This window comes from Paenibacillus sp. A3M_27_13 (assembly GCF_024213315.1).
Lineage (GTDB): Bacteria > Bacillota > Bacilli > Paenibacillales > Paenibacillaceae > Paenibacillus > Paenibacillus polymyxa_B.
In genome coordinates this window covers 156,640-177,741 of sequence record NZ_JANAVE010000009.1, presented here as the reverse complement: position 1 = coordinate 177,741, position 21,102 = coordinate 156,640, and the positions used below count along the sequence as shown (strand labels likewise).

At 45.5% G+C, this 21,102-nt stretch carries 14 protein-coding genes; 10 read left to right on the top strand and 4 right to left on the bottom strand.

Going from position 1 to position 21,102, the window contains the following annotated elements:
* The first annotated feature begins 127 nt into the window (after window positions 1-127).
* The 5 genes from NLX82_RS23535 to NLX82_RS23515 all read left to right on the top strand — a co-directional run bounded on the left by NLX82_RS23535 (window position 128) and on the right by NLX82_RS23515 (window position 7,781).
* Window positions 128-787, top strand: coding sequence for a PspA/IM30 family protein (locus NLX82_RS23535; RefSeq protein WP_023986505.1), 660 nt, complete (start codon window positions 128-130; stop codon window positions 785-787).
* 26 nt (window positions 788-813) lie between these two features.
* The gene (locus tag NLX82_RS23530) at window positions 814-1,848 is read left to right on the top strand and encodes a TFIIB-type zinc ribbon-containing protein (RefSeq protein WP_023986506.1); all 1,035 of its coding nucleotides are present in this window, start codon (window positions 814-816) and stop codon (window positions 1,846-1,848) included.
* A complete protein-coding gene (locus tag NLX82_RS23525) occupies window positions 1,845-2,639 on the top strand; it encodes a TPM domain-containing protein (protein ID WP_254349145.1) in 795 nt (264 codons plus the stop codon). The genes NLX82_RS23530 and NLX82_RS23525 overlap by 4 nt, the downstream gene beginning before the upstream one ends.
* A gap of 141 nt (window positions 2,640-2,780) precedes the next feature.
* Window positions 2,781-3,773: an SPFH domain-containing protein gene (locus NLX82_RS23520; RefSeq protein ID WP_254349144.1), complete on the top strand. Its 993-nt coding sequence runs from the start codon at window positions 2,781-2,783 to the stop codon at window positions 3,771-3,773.
* A gap of 258 nt (window positions 3,774-4,031) precedes the next feature.
* Entirely contained in the window at window positions 4,032-7,781 is a 3,750-nt protein-coding gene (locus NLX82_RS23515; protein ID WP_254349143.1) for an alpha-L-arabinofuranosidase C-terminal domain-containing protein, read from the top strand.
* 102 nt (window positions 7,782-7,883) lie between these two features.
* On the opposite strand, the gene NLX82_RS23510 is transcribed toward NLX82_RS23515, so the two are convergent.
* Complete coding sequence (locus tag NLX82_RS23510; RefSeq protein WP_068938372.1) at window positions 7,884-9,281, bottom strand: phytase; 1,398 nt, start codon at window positions 9,279-9,281, stop codon at window positions 7,884-7,886.
* Between the two features lie 110 nt (window positions 9,282-9,391).
* Complete coding sequence (locus tag NLX82_RS23505) at window positions 9,392-10,267, bottom strand: helix-turn-helix transcriptional regulator (RefSeq protein WP_023986520.1); 876 nt, start codon at window positions 10,265-10,267, stop codon at window positions 9,392-9,394.
* 192 nt (window positions 10,268-10,459) lie between these two features.
* Here NLX82_RS23505 and NLX82_RS23500 point away from each other — a divergent pair, with 192 nt between their 5' ends.
* The 3 genes from NLX82_RS23500 (at window position 10,460) to NLX82_RS23490 (ending at window position 15,468) form a co-directional block, all read left to right on the top strand.
* Window positions 10,460-12,403 carry a glycoside hydrolase family 127 protein gene (locus NLX82_RS23500; RefSeq protein WP_068938371.1) on the top strand — a complete coding sequence of 648 codons (1,944 nt, stop codon included), beginning with the start codon at window positions 10,460-10,462 and terminating at the stop codon, window positions 12,401-12,403.
* A gap of 27 nt (window positions 12,404-12,430) precedes the next feature.
* Complete coding sequence (locus NLX82_RS23495; RefSeq protein ID WP_023986522.1) at window positions 12,431-13,801, top strand: glycoside-pentoside-hexuronide (GPH):cation symporter; 1,371 nt, start codon at window positions 12,431-12,433, stop codon at window positions 13,799-13,801.
* Window positions 13,802-14,076: 275 nt separating this feature from the next.
* Entirely contained in the window at window positions 14,077-15,468 is a 1,392-nt protein-coding gene (locus tag NLX82_RS23490; RefSeq protein ID WP_053324395.1) for an MATE family efflux transporter, read from the top strand.
* Between the two features lie 88 nt (window positions 15,469-15,556).
* Here NLX82_RS23490 and NLX82_RS23485 read toward each other — a convergent pair whose 3' ends face one another.
* On the bottom strand, window positions 15,557-16,546 hold the full coding sequence (locus NLX82_RS23485; RefSeq protein WP_254349142.1) for a zinc-binding dehydrogenase: 990 nt from the start codon (window positions 16,544-16,546) through the stop codon (window positions 15,557-15,559).
* 135 nt (window positions 16,547-16,681) lie between these two features.
* Here NLX82_RS23485 and NLX82_RS23480 point away from each other — a divergent pair, with 135 nt between their 5' ends.
* Window positions 16,682-17,554 (top strand): LysR family transcriptional regulator, encoded by an 873-nt coding sequence (locus NLX82_RS23480; protein WP_254349141.1) that lies wholly within the window; start codon window positions 16,682-16,684, stop codon window positions 17,552-17,554.
* Window positions 17,532-18,680, top strand: coding sequence for an RDD family protein (locus NLX82_RS23475; RefSeq protein WP_068938368.1), 1,149 nt, complete (start codon window positions 17,532-17,534; stop codon window positions 18,678-18,680). Before NLX82_RS23480 ends, NLX82_RS23475 begins: the two co-directional genes overlap by 23 nt.
* Before the next feature lie 160 nt (window positions 18,681-18,840).
* On the opposite strand, the gene NLX82_RS23470 is transcribed toward NLX82_RS23475, so the two are convergent.
* Window positions 18,841-21,099: a glycoside hydrolase family 127 protein gene (locus NLX82_RS23470; protein WP_254349140.1), complete on the bottom strand. Its 2,259-nt coding sequence runs from the start codon at window positions 21,097-21,099 to the stop codon at window positions 18,841-18,843.
* Window positions 21,100-21,102 lie beyond the last annotated feature (3 nt).

The window sequence follows — 21,102 nt, the reverse complement described above, 5'->3', positions numbered from 1 at the left end:
CTTTTATAATAAAACGAACACACATCCGAAAGTGATCAGTGGGCCAGTATATAGAGCTATGATGAACATTTTTTACCGGATTTGATGTATGATATGGTGGAATGTAGTCCTTTCGAAGGAGGTCATCATGGGAATTTTGTCGAGGTTTAGGGATATTATGAAAATGAATGTTAACGCCTTAGTGGATAAGGTGGGAGACCCGGAGAGAACCATTGACGATTATATGCGGAATTTAAACAGTGATCTAGGCAAGGTGAAAGCGGAGACGGCCTCAGTGTTGGCTGATGAGAGAAGGGCAAAAAGAGCACTGGATGAATGCAAAGCCGAAATCAAAAAGCTCCAGCATTATGCCAGTAAGTCTGTGGAAGCTGGTAATGAAGAGGAAGCTCGAAAGTTTCTGGAGAGAAAAGGTTTGCAGGCGGAGAAATTGGAACAATTACAAACGTCCTATGATTTAGCTTCGACAAACGCCGTAAATATGAAACAAATGCAGGAGAAGTTGGTGTCCGATATGGGACAACTAGAAGCGCGGCGCGCTGAACTTAAAGGGAAGATGGCGGTTGCCAAAGCACAGCAAACCTTGAACTCTATGGGCAGCAAGAATTCTGCTTTCGAAGTTATGGAAGAACAGGTGAACAGAGCGTATGATGAAGCGATGGCTATAGCCGAGCTTCGGGCAGGAACGAAGGACGACCTGGATGCTTTATTTGCACAATACGAGAAGAGTACGAATGCAGAGGATGAACTGGCTGCGATCAAAGAAAAAATCAACCATAAGGAATCATAACAGTATCTACATGAAGAGGTGAGCAGATGCCGGTTATCGAATACAAATGCCCAAACTGCGGCAGCGGCATGGTCTTTGACGGTGAGACAGGGATGTTATCCTGTCATAGTTGCGGAAGAGAGGACAATATCGAATCTATTCCTGATCCTCTGATAAATCGTATTTTTTCAGAAGATGAGGCCCATGAGTATCATTGTAATAACTGCGGAGCAGTGATTATGACCGAAGTGGAGACGAGTGCAACGGTGTGCAGCTTTTGTGGTTCTGCCGTGGTTCTCGGGGATCGACTGACTGGCAAGCTGGCTCCAGCGCAGGTTATTCCTTTTTCAATCAGTAAGGAAGAAGCCATAGCTGCTTTCAAAAAATGGTGCAAGAATGGCCGTCTTACGCCGAATCGGTTCATGATAGCAGACCGAATCAAGGGAATAACCGGGATGTATGTGCCCTTCTGGTTATATGAATTACATAATAAAATTGAGGTTCAAGGTGAAGGTACCCAAGTGAGAACCTATACGAGCGGAGACTACGAATATACGGAAACGAAGCATTTCGATGTATATCGGAAAATTCGTTTGAATTATGTAAAGGTTCCAATTGATGCTGCGGAGAAAATGAACGATGAGCTGATGGATAAATTGGAGCCTTTTCCATACGATCAGCTAAAACCCTTTAAAACGCCATATCTAGCAGGTTATATTGCAGAGAAGTACAGTTATAACGAAGAAGAGCTTTTCCCGCGAGTTAAAGAAAAAGTGAAGGAATATATTGATGCTTATATTCATTCTACGGTGTCAGAGTATACGGCCGTGAGTTATACGGAAAAGCAAATTGATACTACATTAAAACAAGCGGATTATGTCCTGCTCCCGGTGTGGGTCATACACTATGACTATAATCAATTGGAGCATACGTTTGCTATGAACGGACAGACGGGCAAGGTAGTCGGTAAGCCTCCGATTAGCAAGTTCAAAGTGACGGCTTGGTTTGCAGGCATTTTCGGCATTACTCTCTTTTCATTGAGGTTAATCACTTGGTTGATGATGGGAGGGGGATTTTATTGAAAAAGCATAGAGCGATTATAGCCGTCTTGTTGTTCTTTGCTGCTTTTCTGGCAGTTCCTATGGAAATGAAGGGCGAACCAGCAACGACAGAAATGAAGCCATTGATTTATGATGAAGCGGGTCTGCTCAATCAGGAAGAGTATGATGTGTTGAACGCTATGGCTAATCAATACGGAGCGGAAAGAGAAACGGACATTATTATTTATACTACTCTCAATCCCGACAATATGGATGTTATGAAAATGACGCAGGACTTTTATGATGACCATGGCCCTGGGTATGACAGATCTCATGGGAACGCGGTCATTTTAACGATGGATATGAGAAATAGAGAGGTGTACTTGGCCGGATTTTATAAGGCAGAACGGTATCTGGATGACGACAGGCTTACTAAAATACGCCATGAGATTAGCCCGGACCTGACGAACGGCAACTATGGGCTTGCATTTCAAAAGTATATTCTGAGTGCGCACAAATATTTGGCCATCCGTCCAGGGGTGAATCCAGACAGTATATTTTTTAAAGGCTGGCTTCATTTGGCGGTTGCCCTGGGATTGGCGGCGATGATCGTGGGCAAGATGGTTTCCAATTCTGGCGGTCGGGTTACGGTAAATCGGCAGACCTACGAGGATTCGAACGCTTCAGGAGTTCTGGAGTATCGAGATCAGTATCTTCACACAACGACAACGAAACGGAAGATTGAAAAGAGCAGCAGTAGCAGCAGCTCAGGCGGTGGTGGCGGAACTACCAGCGGCGGTCATTCGCATAGCGGCAGCAGAGGATCATTTTAACTGAGGATTTTGTAAAAATCCAATAAGCGACTTTCAATGAACAATATATAGATCGAAATGGTCTAGTTCGTCTATATATTGCACTTTGGAGCGACTGGAATCGAATTTTGCAAAATCCTAAACTGAAAGGATGGATACAGTATGGGGTTCTTCAGAAATCAATTTGCAAATGTTGTAGAATGGGTAGAATTTAGAGATGATATGATTTTCTGGAAGTGGAGCAACCGTGAAATTAAAAAAGGCAGTAAATTAATCATCCGCTCCGGTCAAGATGCGATTTTTGTAAATAACGGCAAAATAGAGGGTATTTTCGAGAATGAAGGGTCGTATAACATGGACTCTGACATTATTCCATTTCTATCCACATTAAAAGGGTTTAAATTTGGTTTTAACAGTGGTATGAGGGTAGAAGTCTTATTCGTTAATACGAAGGAGTTTACGGTCAAATGGGGGACGCAGAATCCAGTGCTGATCCCGACCCCCCAGCTGCCGGGCGGTATGCCGATTCGTGCCAATGGCACATTTAATTTTAAAGTGAACGATTATGTTACGCTCATCGATAAGATTGCCGGAGTGAAGGACAGTTATCTAGTTGAGGATGTGAAAATAAGGATTACTTCGGTGTTGGATCAGTTATTGATGAAGTGGATCAGCAGAGAAGGAAAGGACATGTTCAATCTGCAGGCGAATGCTTCTGACATTTCAAAAGGTATTCAAGAAGATCTGGATATGCAAGTGATGGACAACGGTATGACGATTACTGGCTTTCATGTGATGAGCTTCAATTATCCTCAAGAAATCCAAGATATGATCACGAAGACAGCCTCTCATGAAATGATCGGTAATCTGCAAAAGTACCAACAAGTGACGATGACGGACGGGATTGCATCGGGTAATGTAAAAGGCGGCGGTGCTGCTTCAGATATGGCGAGTATGATGATGGGGATGAATATAGCAAATGAAATGATGAAAAATTTGAACCCGAACCCAAAGCCTTCGGCTGAGACTCAGCCTACACCTGCTGCCCCCTCTCCATCTGGAGACGGTAATAAGCCCAATTTTTGTCCGAATTGCGGTACAAAAAACGAAGGAGCTAACTTCTGTCCGAATTGTGGACAAAAATTGAACGGATAACATAGCTACGGTCAAACTTCTTTATTTCAGAAAAGTTCCGACTGGGTCAAGTAATCCTGTAAGCCAAAAGGCAGTTATCGCAGAGTATCTTCTGTGATGGCTGCTTTTTTATGTAGTTCGTTCAAGTATTTTCTTCATAAATCCGATTTATTGGATTGAAAAAGGTACTCAGGATAAGGTACTATAGCTATATAGTATGTATTTATATTAACTAATTAGTTATTACATTAATAAACTATGGGTATAGGAGCAACGAAGATGACCAAATTCCAAGATCAAATCATTGCGCGTTACAAGTTTGATGATGCAAAGAACGTCGGCAAAGATAGCTCAGGGCAAGGTAACGATGGGGTTGCTTCAGGCACAGTAACACCTACGATTTCCCATGCTACCGGTAGAGCAGCTTTGACGCTTGAGGGAGGCCCCAACGGTACATCGTATATCCAGCTTCCTTCCGATCTATTCAAAGATGTAAGCGATAACACCGGTGTGACGGTTACTGCTTGGGTCAACTTCGGCAGATTCACAGATATGTGGGAACGTGTCTTTGACTTTGGTAAAGCCCATACAGGACCCTATATGTTCATGACACGGAATCTGCGCGGAACCCTTTTCACCGAGGTGGATTTGTCCGTAGACCCGGGAAGAGGCTTTGTCAGGGATGAGTGGATGCACATAGCCCTGTCTGTGATCGGCACGGAAGGCGGCACATTAAGCAGTGCCGGTCCGGTGATATATGTCAATGGTGAAGTGGTAGCGGATGGTTCCATCAGCCAAACTTCCAGCGGTAACTATGCCAAGCTGCGTAAATGGTTCGAAACGTTTACAGACTCGTCCAACTACAGCAACAATTTTATCGGTCGCTCCCAGCATGCGGCGGATGTAGACTTTGCCGGCTCCGTTTCAGACTTTAGAATTTATAAAGCAGGCTTGTCGGCAGATGAAGTCATTGAGGTCATGTGCGATTCGTTGACAGATGAAGAGATCGTGAAGCTTGCTAGAGATAAATATTTGTCCTTTCCAACGACGATTGTGACCAAGGACTTATCTCTGCCAACCGTTCTGATGGGCGGTAGAGTAGAAGTGACCTGGAAATCCAGCCAACCTAGTATACTCTCTGACAATGGGCAGGTGCAGGCGATTACCTCCGCACAAGGGGTTACCGTCACAGCTTTATTAACGAAGGGCTTAAGCCAGATTGAAGAAAGCTTTGAAGTATCCGTTCTTCCTGAACAGCTGCCTCCGTACACGCTGACCATTCATGGAAATAAGGAAGTACTGGATGTCAGCGAAGTGATGTACGGCTTGTTCTATGAAGATATCAATAACGCGGCAGATGGCGGGATTTATGCAGAACTCGTTCAGAATCGCTCCTTTGAATCTTTCGAGTTTGATACGTATTCCCATGCTTCCGGTGAATGCGGCTGCTCTACAGGACGGAACCGCAACCCGTTGTTTGCCTGGTCTGGTGATACGGACAAGATGACTCCACAACATAGCGGTGGATTAAATGAGTTTTTAGGCGCAAAAGACAAAGAAGTGAACTCTTATTATGTGACGGTAGCGGATGGTGCAACGATTCGGAACAAGGGCTTTTCCGATTCTAACCAGAATTGTGCCATGTCCATCCAAGAGGGTGCCAAGTATGAGTTTACCATCTGGGCGAAGGCCGATTCAGCTGGCGCAATCACACTGCAACTGCAAGACTCGAATGAAAAGGCTATTAGTGATTCGGTTACGATACAGGTGGAAGGTGGCAACAGGTGGAAGAAGTACGGCATCGATTCCAAACTTGTGCTGACAGGCTCAGCTACGGTTCTCGGGCAGCTGGCGCTTACATTTGAAGGGGACATTTCGGTTGATATGGTTTCTTTATTCCCACAAGATGTATGGGGCGCAGGAGAGGAAGCGCAATCCCCATCGGCACATGCTAACTTCCAGGGAAATCCTAACTACCGACTGAGAAAAGATTTGGTGAACGCACTGGTTGGCATGCATCCGAAGTTTTTGCGGTTTCCAGGTGGTTGTATTTCCGAGGGTTCGTTTATATGGGAAAACGTATACGATTGGAAGGAATCGATTGGGGATATCGAGCTGCGCAAGGAAAACTTTAATGTATGGGGCTATATGATGACCATGGGCCTTGGTTATATGGAGTATTTCCAGTTGGCAGAAGACCTGAATGCAGCTCCGCTTCCGGTTATGGCCTGTGGCGTTCTCTGCCAAGCCCGTTCCGATTACGCTCATCCGGCTGGAGGCGCATTAAGAGAATACTATATTAAGAACTTTACAGATCTGATCGACTTTGCGATCAGTGTGGATTTTGAACATAATGAATGGGCTGCTATGCGTAAAAAAATGGGCCATGAAGCTCCGTTCGATCTGCGTTATTTGGGTGTGGGTAACGAGAACTGGGGCACAGAATTCTTTGCCAACTTTGAAGTGTTCAAAACGTCGATTGATGAGTATATGGAGAAAAACTATCCGGGTTATGAGCTGCATATCATCTCCACGGTTGGCGCTCAAGCAGACGACGATGCCTATCAGCAGGGCTGGAAGTTCCTGAGCGGTAATATGAAGGGCTCGGCTAAGGTTGCTTTTGCAGATGGTAACCAGGTGACGGAAGAAACTGTAACCTGGTATGAGAAGCAAAAAGACTATATGGACACTATTGCAGACGAGCATTATTATCGTTCTAACGAGTACCTGCTGAATAACGTGGACCGCTATAACTACTACTACAGAGCTTATAACGTGGACGGCAGTATAAATTGGAAAGCAACATCAAAGGTTTTTGTCGGAGAGTACGCCTCAACGGATAAAAATACATTAGCAGGCGCTGTAGCAGAGGCAGCGGTGATGACGGGCTTCGAAAATAATGCCGATGTCGTTCGGTTGGCTGCCTATGCACCGCTGTTTAACAAGGTGCTGACAGATGGAACCTACAGATGGACACCAGACTGCATCTGGTTCGATGACGAAACGGTGTGGTTTACGCCGAACTACTATGTACAGCAAATGTATGCTAAATATTTGGGGAATAAAGTATTGAGCACTTCTTTCTCTACTTACAAAAACGGCAAGCCAACGGATCTCATTCCTCAGGGTGGAATTGAAATCGCGACAGGCAACGCCGAAGTTATGATTAAGCGTGTGACTGTTACTTCCAACCAGGACGGCAGTGTTTTGCTGGATCAAGACTTTACCCAGGAATTGAATTCGGCCTGGCAGGTCATTCCCGGTTCCGGGGGCTCTACAGTGGAGGAAGGCAAGGGGCTTGTCCTCAAAGCTCAGGATAGCGGTTTGAATGGTCTGTACATCTTGAACGACAGCTGGAGCAATTACAAGGTAGAGGTGGTCGCTTCCCGTATTTCCGGCACGGACGGTTTTTATGTGGGTGCGGGTCTCACGGATATTTCTGCGGAGAAAAAGGACGTTGTCGAATACGCGATCGGTTATGGCGGCAAGGCTACTGGCGTGAAGGTTTACAAGCAAGGCATAGAAGGCTACACATTGGGTGACTACTCTTCCAGTACAGCGGCAGGTAACTTGAGAGCAGCTAGCTATGAAGAGTTGGCTGACAACACGGACTACACCATAACAGTGAACTACGGCGGTGAAACGGGCAGCAATCTGATTTGCTCATACACCGACGGCGAGACAACCAGCAAAGTGCTGGACTACAAGCTGGAGGCTTACAACAGAGACGTGTTCAACTCGGTAACCCAAGATGCTGAGCATGTATACGTGAAGCTGGTGAATGCTGACAACGTAGATAAGGTAATACAGCTGAATCTACAAGATTTGAATGTTGAGTCCATCGCTAAGCTGGTTACACTAACCGGCGATTCCTCGCTTGTTCATGTACCTAACGTGAACAAGAAGAATGACGAGAAGGTAGTGCCTACCGAACAGCAGATCACGCTTGATACAGATTCTGTCCTCTTAGACTTACCGGCCAACTCGGTAAATGTACTGGTGCTGGATCTTAAACCTTTTCCCGCTTAAAAACAAAAAGGGGTGTCCCAAGCAGCCGTTTTATGGCTTTTGGAACACCCCTTTTTTTCTATGAATAGAGTCGGAATGTTGAGTTGATTTCCCCGACGGGCATTACTGCGTGCTTCTGTTTACCAATTCACGCGGGTTGATGCCATCGTCTATCGTTAGCGGGGTAGGGGCTCCCGTAGCGATTCGCTCCCAAGGCACCATTTTAAAGTTCTGATTTAACTTTTTGCCGTTTTGAAGATTTTCGTCATCTTGTGCAACGAAGATACCATGAGGGAAATTCTTGCCTAATCCGTAGCCAAGAACATCAATACCGTCTGTGACAGACGTACCGTCAACGGTAGGGCTCGCGCTGATTGTAAAGTTGCTTATATATGCATTGTCGCCTTGTCGTTCATAGATCGCATAGCTACTGTTTCCTTGACTGGAGGCCATGAGATACCCCTTGCCATCTTTACCGTAATACAATGTAAGTCCTTCTATGTCATCGTGGAGTCTACGCCCATCTGCAATATCAACACGTCGCAGCGGCTCGGATGGACCGTCTGGCTCGGCACTATACTTCCAAATGGCGTAATCCTCTTCAGCGATGTAGATCGTACCATATTCATCATCAGCAACCATGCCTTCGGATTGCGTATTCAGCTTGAACTGGCGGACAAGCTTACCTGCAATTTTGCCACTTCCGTCATCAGTCAGCTCATATTGTTCAAATTCACCCTCTTTGCCCAACACGAGCGCGTAAAATTTATCTGTCTTGAGGCTATGGTATAAGCTGAATCCGTACACTTCTTTCATAGATGCTTTAATGGGTTTGCCAACCACGTTGGTCAGCTTTCCTGATGCACCGTCAATGGCAAAGATATCGATCGTGTTGTTGGTTCGATTGGTTGCCCCTGCGATATCAATTTTTTTGCCGCCCAACGTGAAACCGTAACGAAGGTCCACGTTATTCATTTTTCCGACCTTCATGTTTTGCAGTTGCTTGCCTTCCAGATCATAGACTAAAATCCCGCCGCCTTTATTGGTTGCTAAAATTCTACTTTTCTCCGGATCGACCGGGTTGAGCCAGATTGCAGGGTCGTCGGCTGCGTCTTCTCCATCCTCCACAGCTTCTGTTTCGGCAGAGGGGATTACTTTATAGGTGGGGACTGCATCCTTTGGATCTGCATATTTGTTGTTCTCTGCTTCAAGCGCTGTAAGAAGTTTTGTAGGAAGATATACATTTCCATTCACTATTTTAATTTCCCGGTCCGCTTTTCCGCTTAGTCCAGCTAGACGATATTGCTTTTCACCCACTGTAAAGGTCCCGACAATGCCATTTTTCAGTTTGACCAAAACAGAGTGGTCATCACTGTCCCATGTAATTGTCGCCCCCATTTTATCTGCCTGTGTCCGTATTGGTGCATACCCGGATGGCTGAATGTCTGCCGCATGGGTCAGTTCTGGTGATACCAGAACCCCCGTTAAAATGGCTAATAATGCGAGTTTAGTTGACTTCATATGTATGCCCCTTTTCTGAAGTGAAAATGATATAACCGACTCAGTATAAAGCGAGAATATCAAAAGGATACAATGAAAATGTAAAAGGAATGTAAAGGAGATGTAAGCATTCAATGGACTGGCTTCCAGTATTGTTGTCTGTAATTCTTTGGAGACATTCCGAACTTTTCTTTAAAGCATTTGGAGAAATAGCTTGCTTGGGAGAATCCTGTTTCCTCGGTAATTTGTTGGACAGACCAGTCAGTTTGCAGCAAAAGACTGCGTCCTTGATCCAGGCGATAATCCATTAAATACTCAAGTGGTGTGCGCTGGAAGGCGACCTTCATGCATCTGGCGAGATAGTTCTGATGTACGTGAAAATGGGTCTCCAAATCCTTATTGGTGATTGTATTTTTGTAATTCTGTTTTAGGTATATTTCGATCTGTTCCGCCAACTTAGAGGAGCTGTCTTTATTATTCTGATCATACTCCAAACTCTGAAAAACATTCACAAACGTCTGTTGGGCCTCCCATAGTGCCAGCTTTCTAGGTTTTAAAGTAGAGGCTAGTAAATAGTCTAATTTCGAAAATAGCTCATGCGGATTCACCACTTTTTGAATTTTGGGCAAATGAATGGTCGTATGTTCTGAATGAAAATGCAGCTCGGGAATGGGGGTGCTGGGTATAATAGGATTGGGCGAGGATTGTGCGCACCACATGCTATTGGTTTGAAAATGGAACCAGTAAAAGGAGGTTTGTTCTGTACATGCCTCAATGGGAAAATGATGTTTATCCGGTTCAAGAATGAGAGCGTAATTTTCAGTTACCTTCCACACTTCGTCCTCTTCGCCAATGTGCAGCAATCCTTCTTTAATGATTATTACGTCAAAATAACCCAGATTATACCTATTCGGGTGCCAATCCCCTTTTTGATATGTAGTAAAATTCCCCTCAATGAAATAAGGCAGCGGAGGGACAAGGAATGATAGAAAGTCTGTTTTGCTCATGGAAGCCAGCTCCTTTGTGTGTGAAATCGTATAAGTTTTAGTTAAAGATCGCGATTTTTTTTATAAATTCAGGTTGATAAAATAAGGACGTAGCAAGGGGAGCTCAGGTTAGCTTGTACGATATTATCATTACTTTATTCTTATTTTTTCAAAAATGAAAGCGTTCTATTTCCAGGAAGGGATGTTTATCCAATGAAAACGGCAAAGCCAGTTAAGCATGTCATCGTTGATGATTTATTTTGGAAAAAGTATAAGCAGGTTGTGGCGGAAGAGGTTATTCCTTATCAGTGGAAAGCATTAAATGATGAATTACCAGATACAGAACCCAGTCATGCGATTGAAAACTTTAGGATTGCAGCCGGGGAATCCAGTGGGGAGTATTATGGAACCGTTTTCCAGGACAGTGATATTGCCAAATGGCTGGAGACAGTTGCCTTTAGCTTAAGGGATCATCCGAATCCTGCGCTTGAAGAGCGGGCTGATGAAGTGATTGAATTGTTGGGAAGAGCTCAAGCTGAGGATGGGTATCTGAATACGTACTATCTGCTGAAGGAACCCAATAATCGCTGGACGAACCTAAGAGATAATCATGAGCTGTATTGTGCAGGGCATTTTATAGAAGCGGCTGTTGCTTATTATGAAACGACGGGCAAAACGAAGTTTCTTCACATTATGGAGAAATACGTAGACCTGATTCAGCAGATTTTTGGTACGGAAGAAGGGAAACGGAAAGGCTACCCGGGACATGAAGAAATTGAGTTGGCCTTGATCAAATTATACGACGTAACTGCAAAGGATCAATATCTCAAATTAGCGCAATATTTTATTGAACAGCGGGGACAGCATCCTATTTACTTTGCAGAGGAACAAGAAAAGAGAAAACATATTCAAACAGAGCCTACCTGGAATGATGATAACAACATTAATTTTGGCTTAGGCTTCGAATACCAGCAAGCACACCAACCTGTGCGGGAACAAAAAGAGGCAGTCGGCCATGCGGTGAGAGCGGTGTATCTGTATATTGCGATGGCGGACTTGGCTGCGAAAACAGGGGATGCTTCCCTGTTACAAGCCTGTGAAACGCTGTGGGATGATGTAACGAATCATAAAATGTACATCACCGCAGGGATCGGTTCTACTGTAAACGCGGAAGCGTTCACTTGCCATCACGATCTTCCCAATGACAGCATGTACTGTGAGACCTGTGCCTCTGTAGGGCTGGCCTTTTGGGCCAATCGTATGCTGCGCTTAGCGCCAGACCGGAAATATGCCGATGTTTTGGAGCGTGCGCTATACAACGGAACGATTAGTGGGATGGACCTGGATGGAAAACGGTTTTTCTACGTGAATCCGCTGGAGGTTAATCCTTTTCAAAAATCCAGAAAAGATCAGGAGCATGTAAAAACAGAACGGCAAAAATGGTTCTTCTGCGCCTGCTGTCCGCCCAATTTGGCACGAATGATTGCATCGGTTGAGGACAATATGTACACCCAAACGGATGATACGTTGTATACGCATCTGTATATTGCCAGCAAGGTGAACATGACTTTATCTGGTCATGAGGTTGAAATTACACAAACTCATCATTATCCATGGGATGCGGATCTAACCTTTTCGATCCACGTAACAGAGCCGACTTCCTTCAAATGGGCACTACGGATTCCGGGTTGGTGCAAGCAGGCAGAGGTGAAGGTGAATGGGGAAGTTATATCATTAGACCATCTGGAAAATGGCTATATCGAGATTCAGCGTACTTGGAAGGACGGAGATGTGGTAACTCTGCATTTGGCTATGCCAGTTGAGCGCATTCGGAGCAATCCACTTGTCTCCATGAACCAGCAGCAAATTGCTCTCCAACGCGGCCCAGTCGTGTTCTGTCTGGAAGAAGTGGATAATGGAGCGAATTTGGCAGGATTAAGATTGACGAAGGATAGCCTCATTACGGAAGAATTCAGCGAAAACCTGCTGGGTGGCATTGTAAAGCTGACCATAGAGGGATACCGGGTAAAAAATTCGAACGCATTATATAGCTCGGAGCCTCCTGAATTTGTTCCTCAACAAATTACCGCCATTCCTTACTACGCCTGGTGCAATCGGGCTAAAGGGGAAATGCGTGTATGGGTTTATGAATCATAATTCATTCGCATGGGGAGAGGAAAGATCATGAGTACGAGAATTGTGAGTACGGAATCACCGGAAAAGGCAGCAAGTACCGTTCCTTTTCATCGTAAAATCAGCTATTCATTAACGGATACAGCAGGCAATCTACTATACTGTGTCATTTCCAGTTATCTATTATATTTTTATACAGATGTATTCGGTCTTTCTATCGGGATTGCCGGGACATTACTATTTATCACCCGTTTTATCGATGCCATTGATGCCCCGATTTGGGGCATCCTGATTGACCGAACCAAGTCGAAATACGGCCAGAGCAGACCCTATTTTCTATGGTTAGCTATTCCGTTCGCTGTGTTCATGGTCCTTACGTTTACGACACCCAATTGGAGTGAGTCGGGCAAAATTGCATATGCCGCCATTACGTATATCATAGCAGGTATCCTTTATACCGGAATCAGTACGCCGATTACGTCTATTCTGCCTAATCTGAGCACCAATTCTAATGAACGCGTAGTCTTGAACTCCTTCCGCATGGTCGGGGGGAATGTGGGTTTCTTCATCGCCACGACGTTTACGTTACCTTTGGTCGCTTTCTTTGGACAGGGGAATGATCAAAAAGGATTTTCCTTAACGCTCGTTTTATTTGGAATCATGGCGATTATTATGTTTTTCATAGCGTTTGCCGATTTGCGAGAAAATGCAGCAGTGAAAACGAAATCCGTTCCCATTGCTAAAAGCTTTACAGCCATCAAACGAAACTGGCCCTGGATGCTCGTTGTAGCTGCCAACTTGTGTTACTGGATTGGTTTGAATATTCGTTCAGCAACGCTAATCTTTTATCTGCAGTACAATCTGGACAGTAAGGACTTAGTACCTTTAATCAATGGACTGACCTCCCTGCAGTTGATCTCGATGGTTCTGATTCCGTTTTTCGCCAGAAAATTAAGTAAAAATGCGATTATGATTATCGGATTGATATTAGCTGCGCTGGGTCAAGTCGTGATTTTAATGGGCAGTACAGACTTAACCCTCATTATTATCGGCTGGATTATTGGTGCGTTAGGATCAGGCTTTGCATGTTCTATGCCGTTTGCGATGTTGTCAGATACAGTCGATTATGGGGAATGGAAAAATGGTATTCGGGCAAGTGGTTTCCTGACCTCCATTGGAAGCGCATTCTGTATTAAAGCAGGTAGCGGAATCGGCGGATTATTGCCAGCATGGATCATGGGCAGCACTGGTTACATCGCTGGGAAAGTTCAAACCCCTACGGCGTTGTCCGGCATTCAGTTTAGCTTTATCTGGCTGCCATTTATCGTCTTCTTGATCGGAATCATTCCTATGTTTTTTTATAAAAAATTCGAAAAGAATGAAGCTTCTATTCAACAAGATTTAATTGCGAGAAGATCATAGACATTCTTTTAACAAGGGTTTAATGATATATTAAAACATTATAATGCTGCTCCAAAACCTGTTCGCTGAGCTGAGCAGGTTTTTTTGTTTTTTTCTATTCAAATGTGAGTAAAGCCATTGACAGGATTTTCTTTTGGAGCAATACTTCTATGTAGAGAAAAGTGTACAGAATCAAGAACTAGACACATCTAGCCTTGCAACTTTATACATTTTTTCGCCATGAAGGCTCTTCTGTTGAAGGGTTTTTTTCAATTTGAGAAAAAGAATGTGATGATATGAGTCAACTGAGTGTAAGGATGAGAACACATGGCTTTCTGAATAAGCATTTTTCAGGAGAGTCTATCGATTATCGACAGATTATTGCGCTGTTTATCCCGCTTCTGATTGATCAGGCTTTTATTGTGGGTCTTAATTTGGTAAACACGGCAATGATTAGCTCGTCGGGGATGGCGGCAGTCAGTGCTGTAAATATGATCGATTCTTTGAATATTTTTCTGATTAATGTGTTTGTTGCAGTGTCTACCGGGGGAACGGTTGTCGTGGCACAGTATAAGGGGAGCGGTAACGACCTCATGGTCTCTAAAGCTGCTTCCGGCACCATTTCCTCCGTTTCCTTGCTGGCCTTATGTATCAGTTTGTTTATGATGGTTTTGTACAATCCGATTTTAAGTGTTCTGTTTGGTTCGGCCTCGCCTGATGTATTAGCTAACGGTAAGGTATATCTGCTGGGAAGCTGTATGTCTTTTGTGGGGATTGCAATCGTTGAGGCAGTGTGTGGGGCGCTGAGGGGCATTGGGAAGACGAGGGCATCGCTGGCTCTTTCGCTCATCATGAACCTCTCGTATGTGCTTCTTAATGTGGTATTCATTAATGTATTGGATATGGGTGTGCTGGGCATGACGATTGCCGTCAATGTGTCCAGATATGCAGGAGCAGTATGCGCGCTGATCTATTTGGTCAGGGTAGATGATGACTTGCGTGTTCAGCTTAGAGATATGCTTTATTTTAATCTGGCTATGCTTAAAAAGATTCTGTTTATCGGGCTTCCCTTTGCAGCGGAACAGATGTTTTTTAATGGGGGCAAAATTTTAACCCAAATTTTCATTGTGAGCCTGGGGACAAATGCGTTGGCGACGAATGCCATTTGCTCATCCCTAGCTAATGTGTTCCAAATCCCTGCAAATGCTTTGGCTCTTACGATTGTAACTGTGGTCGGTCAATGCATGGGGCGTCGAAATGTCGCGGATGCCCGGAAGTTTACCAAATCGTTTATTTGGCTGTCGTCTTGTTCATTTATTGTAATGGGATTAATCCTGATGCCTTTGTTTGAGCCGATGGTGGGGCTATTTCATCCGCCTGCCGAAATCGTAGATGACATTTTTGTTGTCATTCTGATTAATACGTTGGCCCAGATTCCGCTCTGGTCCATAGCCTTTATTACACCCTCTGCGCTTAGAGCAGCAGGTGATTCGAAATTTACGTCCCTCACCTCGATGCTGTCCATGTGGTTATGTCGGGTGGTGCTTGGATATATTTTGGGCATAGTCTTCAATCTGGGGATTGTTGGTGTCTGGTTGGCTATGGATATTGAATGGGGCGTGCGAGGGATCGTTTTCCTTTGGCGCTTCCGCGGCAACAAATGGGTCCAGCATCGTTTGATCGACTGAATAGGTCCACTACCATAAAATTGACTTCTGGATGAAGGCATTTTACGGTAGTGGATTTTTTTCTATTCCTATACTTCGTTCAGACCCCTTACTCCATCCTGATTCCTATATTGCCTAACTGCGCTCCCTGCTGCATACGGTGGAAGGCTTGCGGTGTGTCTTGTAGAGGAAATACGCTATCTATAATCGGATGGAGTGCATGGCGCTCCATAAACTGAAGCATAGCTGCGAATTCCTCGCCACTGCCCATAGAGGTGCCGATGATGCTGATTTGAGGGAAAAATATAGACCGCAGCGGAATCTCTACTCGATCTCCTGAGCTTGCGCCAAATGTAACGATCCGACCGTTCGGCTTGAGGATATCAAAATATTTATCGAATGTAGCAGGACCGATACTGTCAAGAACCAGATCCACAGTGTCTCCGTTCATACTTTCTTTCCATTCGCTATGGCTGTCGAATGCATGATTAGCGCCATGGGCGAGGGCAGCCTGACTCTTTGCTTCGCTGCGTGATGTGACGGTGACCCGTGCACCTGCCGCTAAAGCCATAAGCATGGCATACGTGGCTACACCACCGCCAATACCGGGAATGAGGACGTGCTCACCCTGCTGTAACTGGCCTCTTGTGAAGAGCGCGCGATAAGCGGTCAAAGCAGACAAAGGCAGTACCCCTGCTTCTTCCCATGAAAGGTATGCTGGCTTGCTGACGGCATTTTGGACGGGGATGATAACCGATTCAGCGAATGTCCCGTCCGAAGGTCCGCCCAGAATGGCTGGAACCAAGGGAACATGATGCGTATTCTCCCATCCGATACAGGGATTGATAATTACATCGGTGCCTACCAGCGAGGTTGGGACACTAGCACCCACAGCCTCAATCACACCTGCTCCATCCGATCCGAGAATGAGTGGAGCATCGTTGGCAGCTCGATCTGCCATGAGGAATAGGTCCCGATGGTTCAAGCCTGCGGCTTTGAGTTTTACTCTCACCTCATCGTGCCCTGGCTGTCTGTCCGTAACGTCTGTATACATCAGACCCTCAGGGCCATTTTTGCTGGCATGTATCACGGCTTTCATTTTAAAACCTCCCGTGGTGCGAATTTAGATGCAATTGCATGTATATTGAATTGTACAGAGCGGCAAGCATCCGGTAAAATGAACAAAATCGAACGTGAGTATCACAAATGATCATACCAAGCAGGTGACGTATACATGGAAAGCAGTGATTTGAAAATTTTTCGGGCCGTTGCTCGCGAGGGCAGTATCACAAAGGCTGCGCAAGCCTTGAACTATGTACAGTCCAATGTGACCTCGCGGATTCAGCAGCTTGAGGCACAATTGAACGTACCGCTATTTCGCCGATCTAACCGGGGAATGACGCTAACGCCAGCAGGAGAGAATCTGCTGGAATATGCGGATACCATACTGACCTTGCTGGACGAGGCAGTAAAGTCCACTCAATATTCAGACCAGCCTGAGGGACCTTTGCGACTGGGGTCGATTGAGACGGCGGCGGTTACGCATCTGACTTCTTTATTGACGGAATATCACGCTCAATATCCTGATGTCCATCTATCGCTTATGACAGGCAGCACCCATGATCTCGTACAAAAGGTATTAAATTACGAATTAGATGGAGCGTTCGTCTATGGCCCCGTCGATGATCCGCATATAGAGTATGTTGCAGCTTTTGAAGAGGAACTGGTACTCATCTCGGAACCAGGGAAAAAGGACATGGACGAGCTGCTTGCCAAGCCTATGCTGTTCTTCGACGTAGGCTGCACGCATCGTACAAGAGCAGAAAGCTTTCTGAGCGAAGCAGGTGTGGCTGCTTATCAGGTTATGGAGTTTGGGACATTGGAAGTCATTTTGGGTGGTGTAGCCTCTGGTCTGGGGGTGTCCATGTTGCCACAATCGTCGATTGCAAAGGCAGAGGGGGCGGGAAGTATTGTTTCTCATCGTTTGCCCAAAAAATATCGCAAATTAGAGGTGTGGTTTGTTCATCGGCGGGATTCGGTTTACTCCAGTGCACTGTCAGGCTTGCTTCACTGGATGAAAAAGGATGCTATACTTAACCGGGATTAAATTGACAACAGAGGTGTATCATTTGGAGGAACATGGTGTAACGAACAATCCATCTACAGTCGCTCCGGGACCATATGCGACGAATGGCGGCTATCATCGACGAGAACCGGATAGGATGGCAGTATTATCAGAAACATACGGAGCCTCTATTTTTTTCAGAAGATGGGCGGCTTGGATGGTTGACTTCATTCTTATCGTCTTTGGGTATGGAGGGCTGGTTTATTTTACAGCGAAAAAAGTATCTGAAGCGGAAACCCCAAATATGGGCCTGGTAGTGATGCTTTTCCTGATTGGCTCCTTCTGCTATTATCTGTTACTGGAAGGACTTACGGGCTATACGCTGGGCAAATTTGTGCTTCGAATTCAGGTCGTGAATGGAGAAGGAAGGCCGCCGGGCATTGTGAAATCGTTGATCCGCACCCTTATACAGCTGGTAGATACGAATCCTCTATTTTTTCTGGGACTGCCCGCGGGGTTATGTGTGCTGGTGACACCTCGGAAACAACGGATTGGGGATATGGCTGCGAGTACATATGTGGTTAAGGTAAGGGATTTGGGAAAGGCCGGCAGAAAGAAAACCGGGATTTTTGCAGGAGCAATCATCCTGATGACGATCATTTCGATTGTCTTTGCTGTATTTTTAATTTCTACGCTCATTACTCAAATCGTGAAGCCTGAGGTATTTACCAGTAAGGATAGCCAGTTTGCGGTTACGGCTCCGTGGAATTGGTCACGAGATAATATGATTAATGAGGAAGCGGATATTTCCATTAAAAATGAATTGACCGAAAGATATTTGATTGTATTGTCTGAACCGAAAAGCGACTTTGACAGCAGTATGACTCTTCAAGAATATAAAGGAATCATTGAGGAACATTTGGTGTCAGGAATTACGGACTCTGAATTGGGGATTGCCTCCGACTTGGTGGTGAATGGATACCCAGCCATTGAGTTTACCCTAAAAGGAGAAGTAGACGGGACTCCGATCATGTATAACGTGACTACGATTGAAACGCCTTCACATTATCATCAGGTGCTTGCCTGGACCTACGCTTCCCGATACAGCAGGGCACAGCAAGAGCTACGCAAGATTAGAGACAGCTTCCGTGAAATGAACATGCTGTGAAGTGAACATGGAGCAATAACGATGAATCGAAGTTATAAGGCAGTAAGCAGAACAAGCAGACAGCTTATAGGAGCGTCTGCTTGTTGTTTTATAAGCTTCCTTTAAAAAACGAACATCAAAACGGAGTAGGCGAAATAGTAGATTTATATAGATAATTTGATCATACAATAGAGTGTCTAATCACTCGTAATCCAGCTACTTTCGCCACTTTACCTTGTGGATGGGCTGTGAATTGAATCGTCACTTCATTCTTCTGGCTCGTCACAGATAGAGGAAGCTCATAGGTGAACGTTTCGAATTTATTCATTTCCTCAGACTCCAGCTTGCCTTCCCCTAAAATCTGACCATCCGCAGTGATGTCAAAGTCACTATGAGGACGGCTCAAGTCCTTCAAATAAGTGACCGCCAATTGGACAGGCTCATCCGAAAGCACCTTCATGACAAAAGAGAACCAGCCCCCAGGCCAGGTGTCGCGATATTTGCGGTTGTAGATGGACCCCAAACCTACATGCTCTCCAGTAAAGGCATGATCCCGTTCAGGCTGCATTTCGGCAGGCTGCACAACGTCCACTGTAAGTCGTTCCAGCTCTAGCTGATACGCTAACGCGGTACGATATTCTGCCTCTGTTGCTGCCCATTCCTCCTGGGAAAAGAGATCCCAATAGACGGTATATGAACGATCATACATTTGATAAAACGGACGAAGCTTCAAGTCTCCGATATAGCCTAAGTTGGTCGTATGGAATGTATTAGGCTCGTTCCCGTCAGCAATCAGCTTCGTTGTCAATGAGTCGGTCGCTCCGATCAGAACAGACGCAAGCAGACGTTCTTCGTTGGATTCCTGCTCAACAGGACCAAGGTCCCCAGCCAGCACTAGCGGCCCATACATAAAAGCAATTCGGCGTGGATTATCCGGCATTTCCTCGACTCTCACGGTCATAGGAATGTCATACTCGATCGTATCCCCATTGTTCCATTCCCGTTCAATTACAACGTAGCTGGTAGGACAAGCCTCTGTGACGTACTCTTCCCCGTTGATTTTAATCATCATCCCTTGCTCTGCCCAATGCGGGCATCTTAGCTTGATCGCGAAGGATTTGGGCTCCTTGCTGATGACGCGTAGCGTTCCCCGTCCATTTTGCGGAAAGAGAGTGTCTTGTTTGAGCTGTACGCCCATCTCGTCCCATGACACGGTAGAAGGGACATATTGATTGACATAGATCGTTTCTGGCGTGTGAAAATAAATCGCAGTGCCGTACATGGAGTGGCTTTCCATACCGGACCCCACACAGCATGTGAAATCCTCATATTGAGAATTAAAGGACTTGTGTCCACCCATTTCCAGTGATACAAAATAGCACACACGTCCATCGACAGGCTGCTGTGAAGCCAGGATATGATTGAACATGGCTCGTTCATAGTAGTCGGCATAGGCTGCATAGGCGTCCCACTCGAACATATGTCTTGTTAATTTCAGCATATTGTAGGTGTTACAGGTTTCACAGGTACCTTCGCCCAAGCGGTCATTCAGCTTCCCGGGTTCACCAAAATGTTCATTATAACTATTGCCGCCGATCACGTAGGAATGCTTGTGAACAACCCGATCCCAGAAAAAGCGAGACAGGTCCGCATATTGCGGTTTGCCCGTCATTTCAAATTGCCGTGCAGCGCCAATGATTTTGGGAATTTGCGTATTGGCATGTCGCCCTACCAGCGTATCTTGGCTATCTGCGAGATCATTGAGCACCTCTCCGTGATAAAAGCGTTCCGCCAGGCTCAAAAAGCGTTCTTCTCCTGAATGCTCCGCCAGATCGGTCAGCACCTCGTTCATACCGCCAAACTCGCAATGCAGCACCTGCTGCACCTGATCATCGTCCAGCCCTTGAAGTACATCCTCCAGCCAGTTGCCGAGTTTGATTTCTATAGACAGGGCCTTGGGATGATGCGCCAGCAGATGTGCATCACGCAAGCCCGCAAAAAGCTTGTGCATGGTATATAGCGGCACCCAGCCGCCGTTTAGATCAAAGCCCTGGGAGCGGATATCTCCGGCTTTTACTTCCTCAAAAATCTCTTTCCCACGTGGAATGCCGGAAATGTATCCGTTTCCATGACTGTTTTGGCATATTTCCAGTTCGTCGACCACATAGTTCACACGTTCCAACAGTCTTTCGTCGCCTGTGGAGGCAAACATCAGTGCACAGCCGGACAGGTAGTGACCGAGTGTATGTCCGCTGATGCCACGCGCTTCCCAGCCTTCATAGTGAGCCGCTTTGGGCTCCAGTCCCGCATATTCACGAAAGCGCGATAATAAACGGTCGGGTTCCAAACTCAGCAGATAGGCCGTATTCAGTTCCATCGCATGTAAAAGTGGGCCGGAATCAATTCTTACTTTATGCAAGTCAAAAGCTTTAGCTTTCAAAAT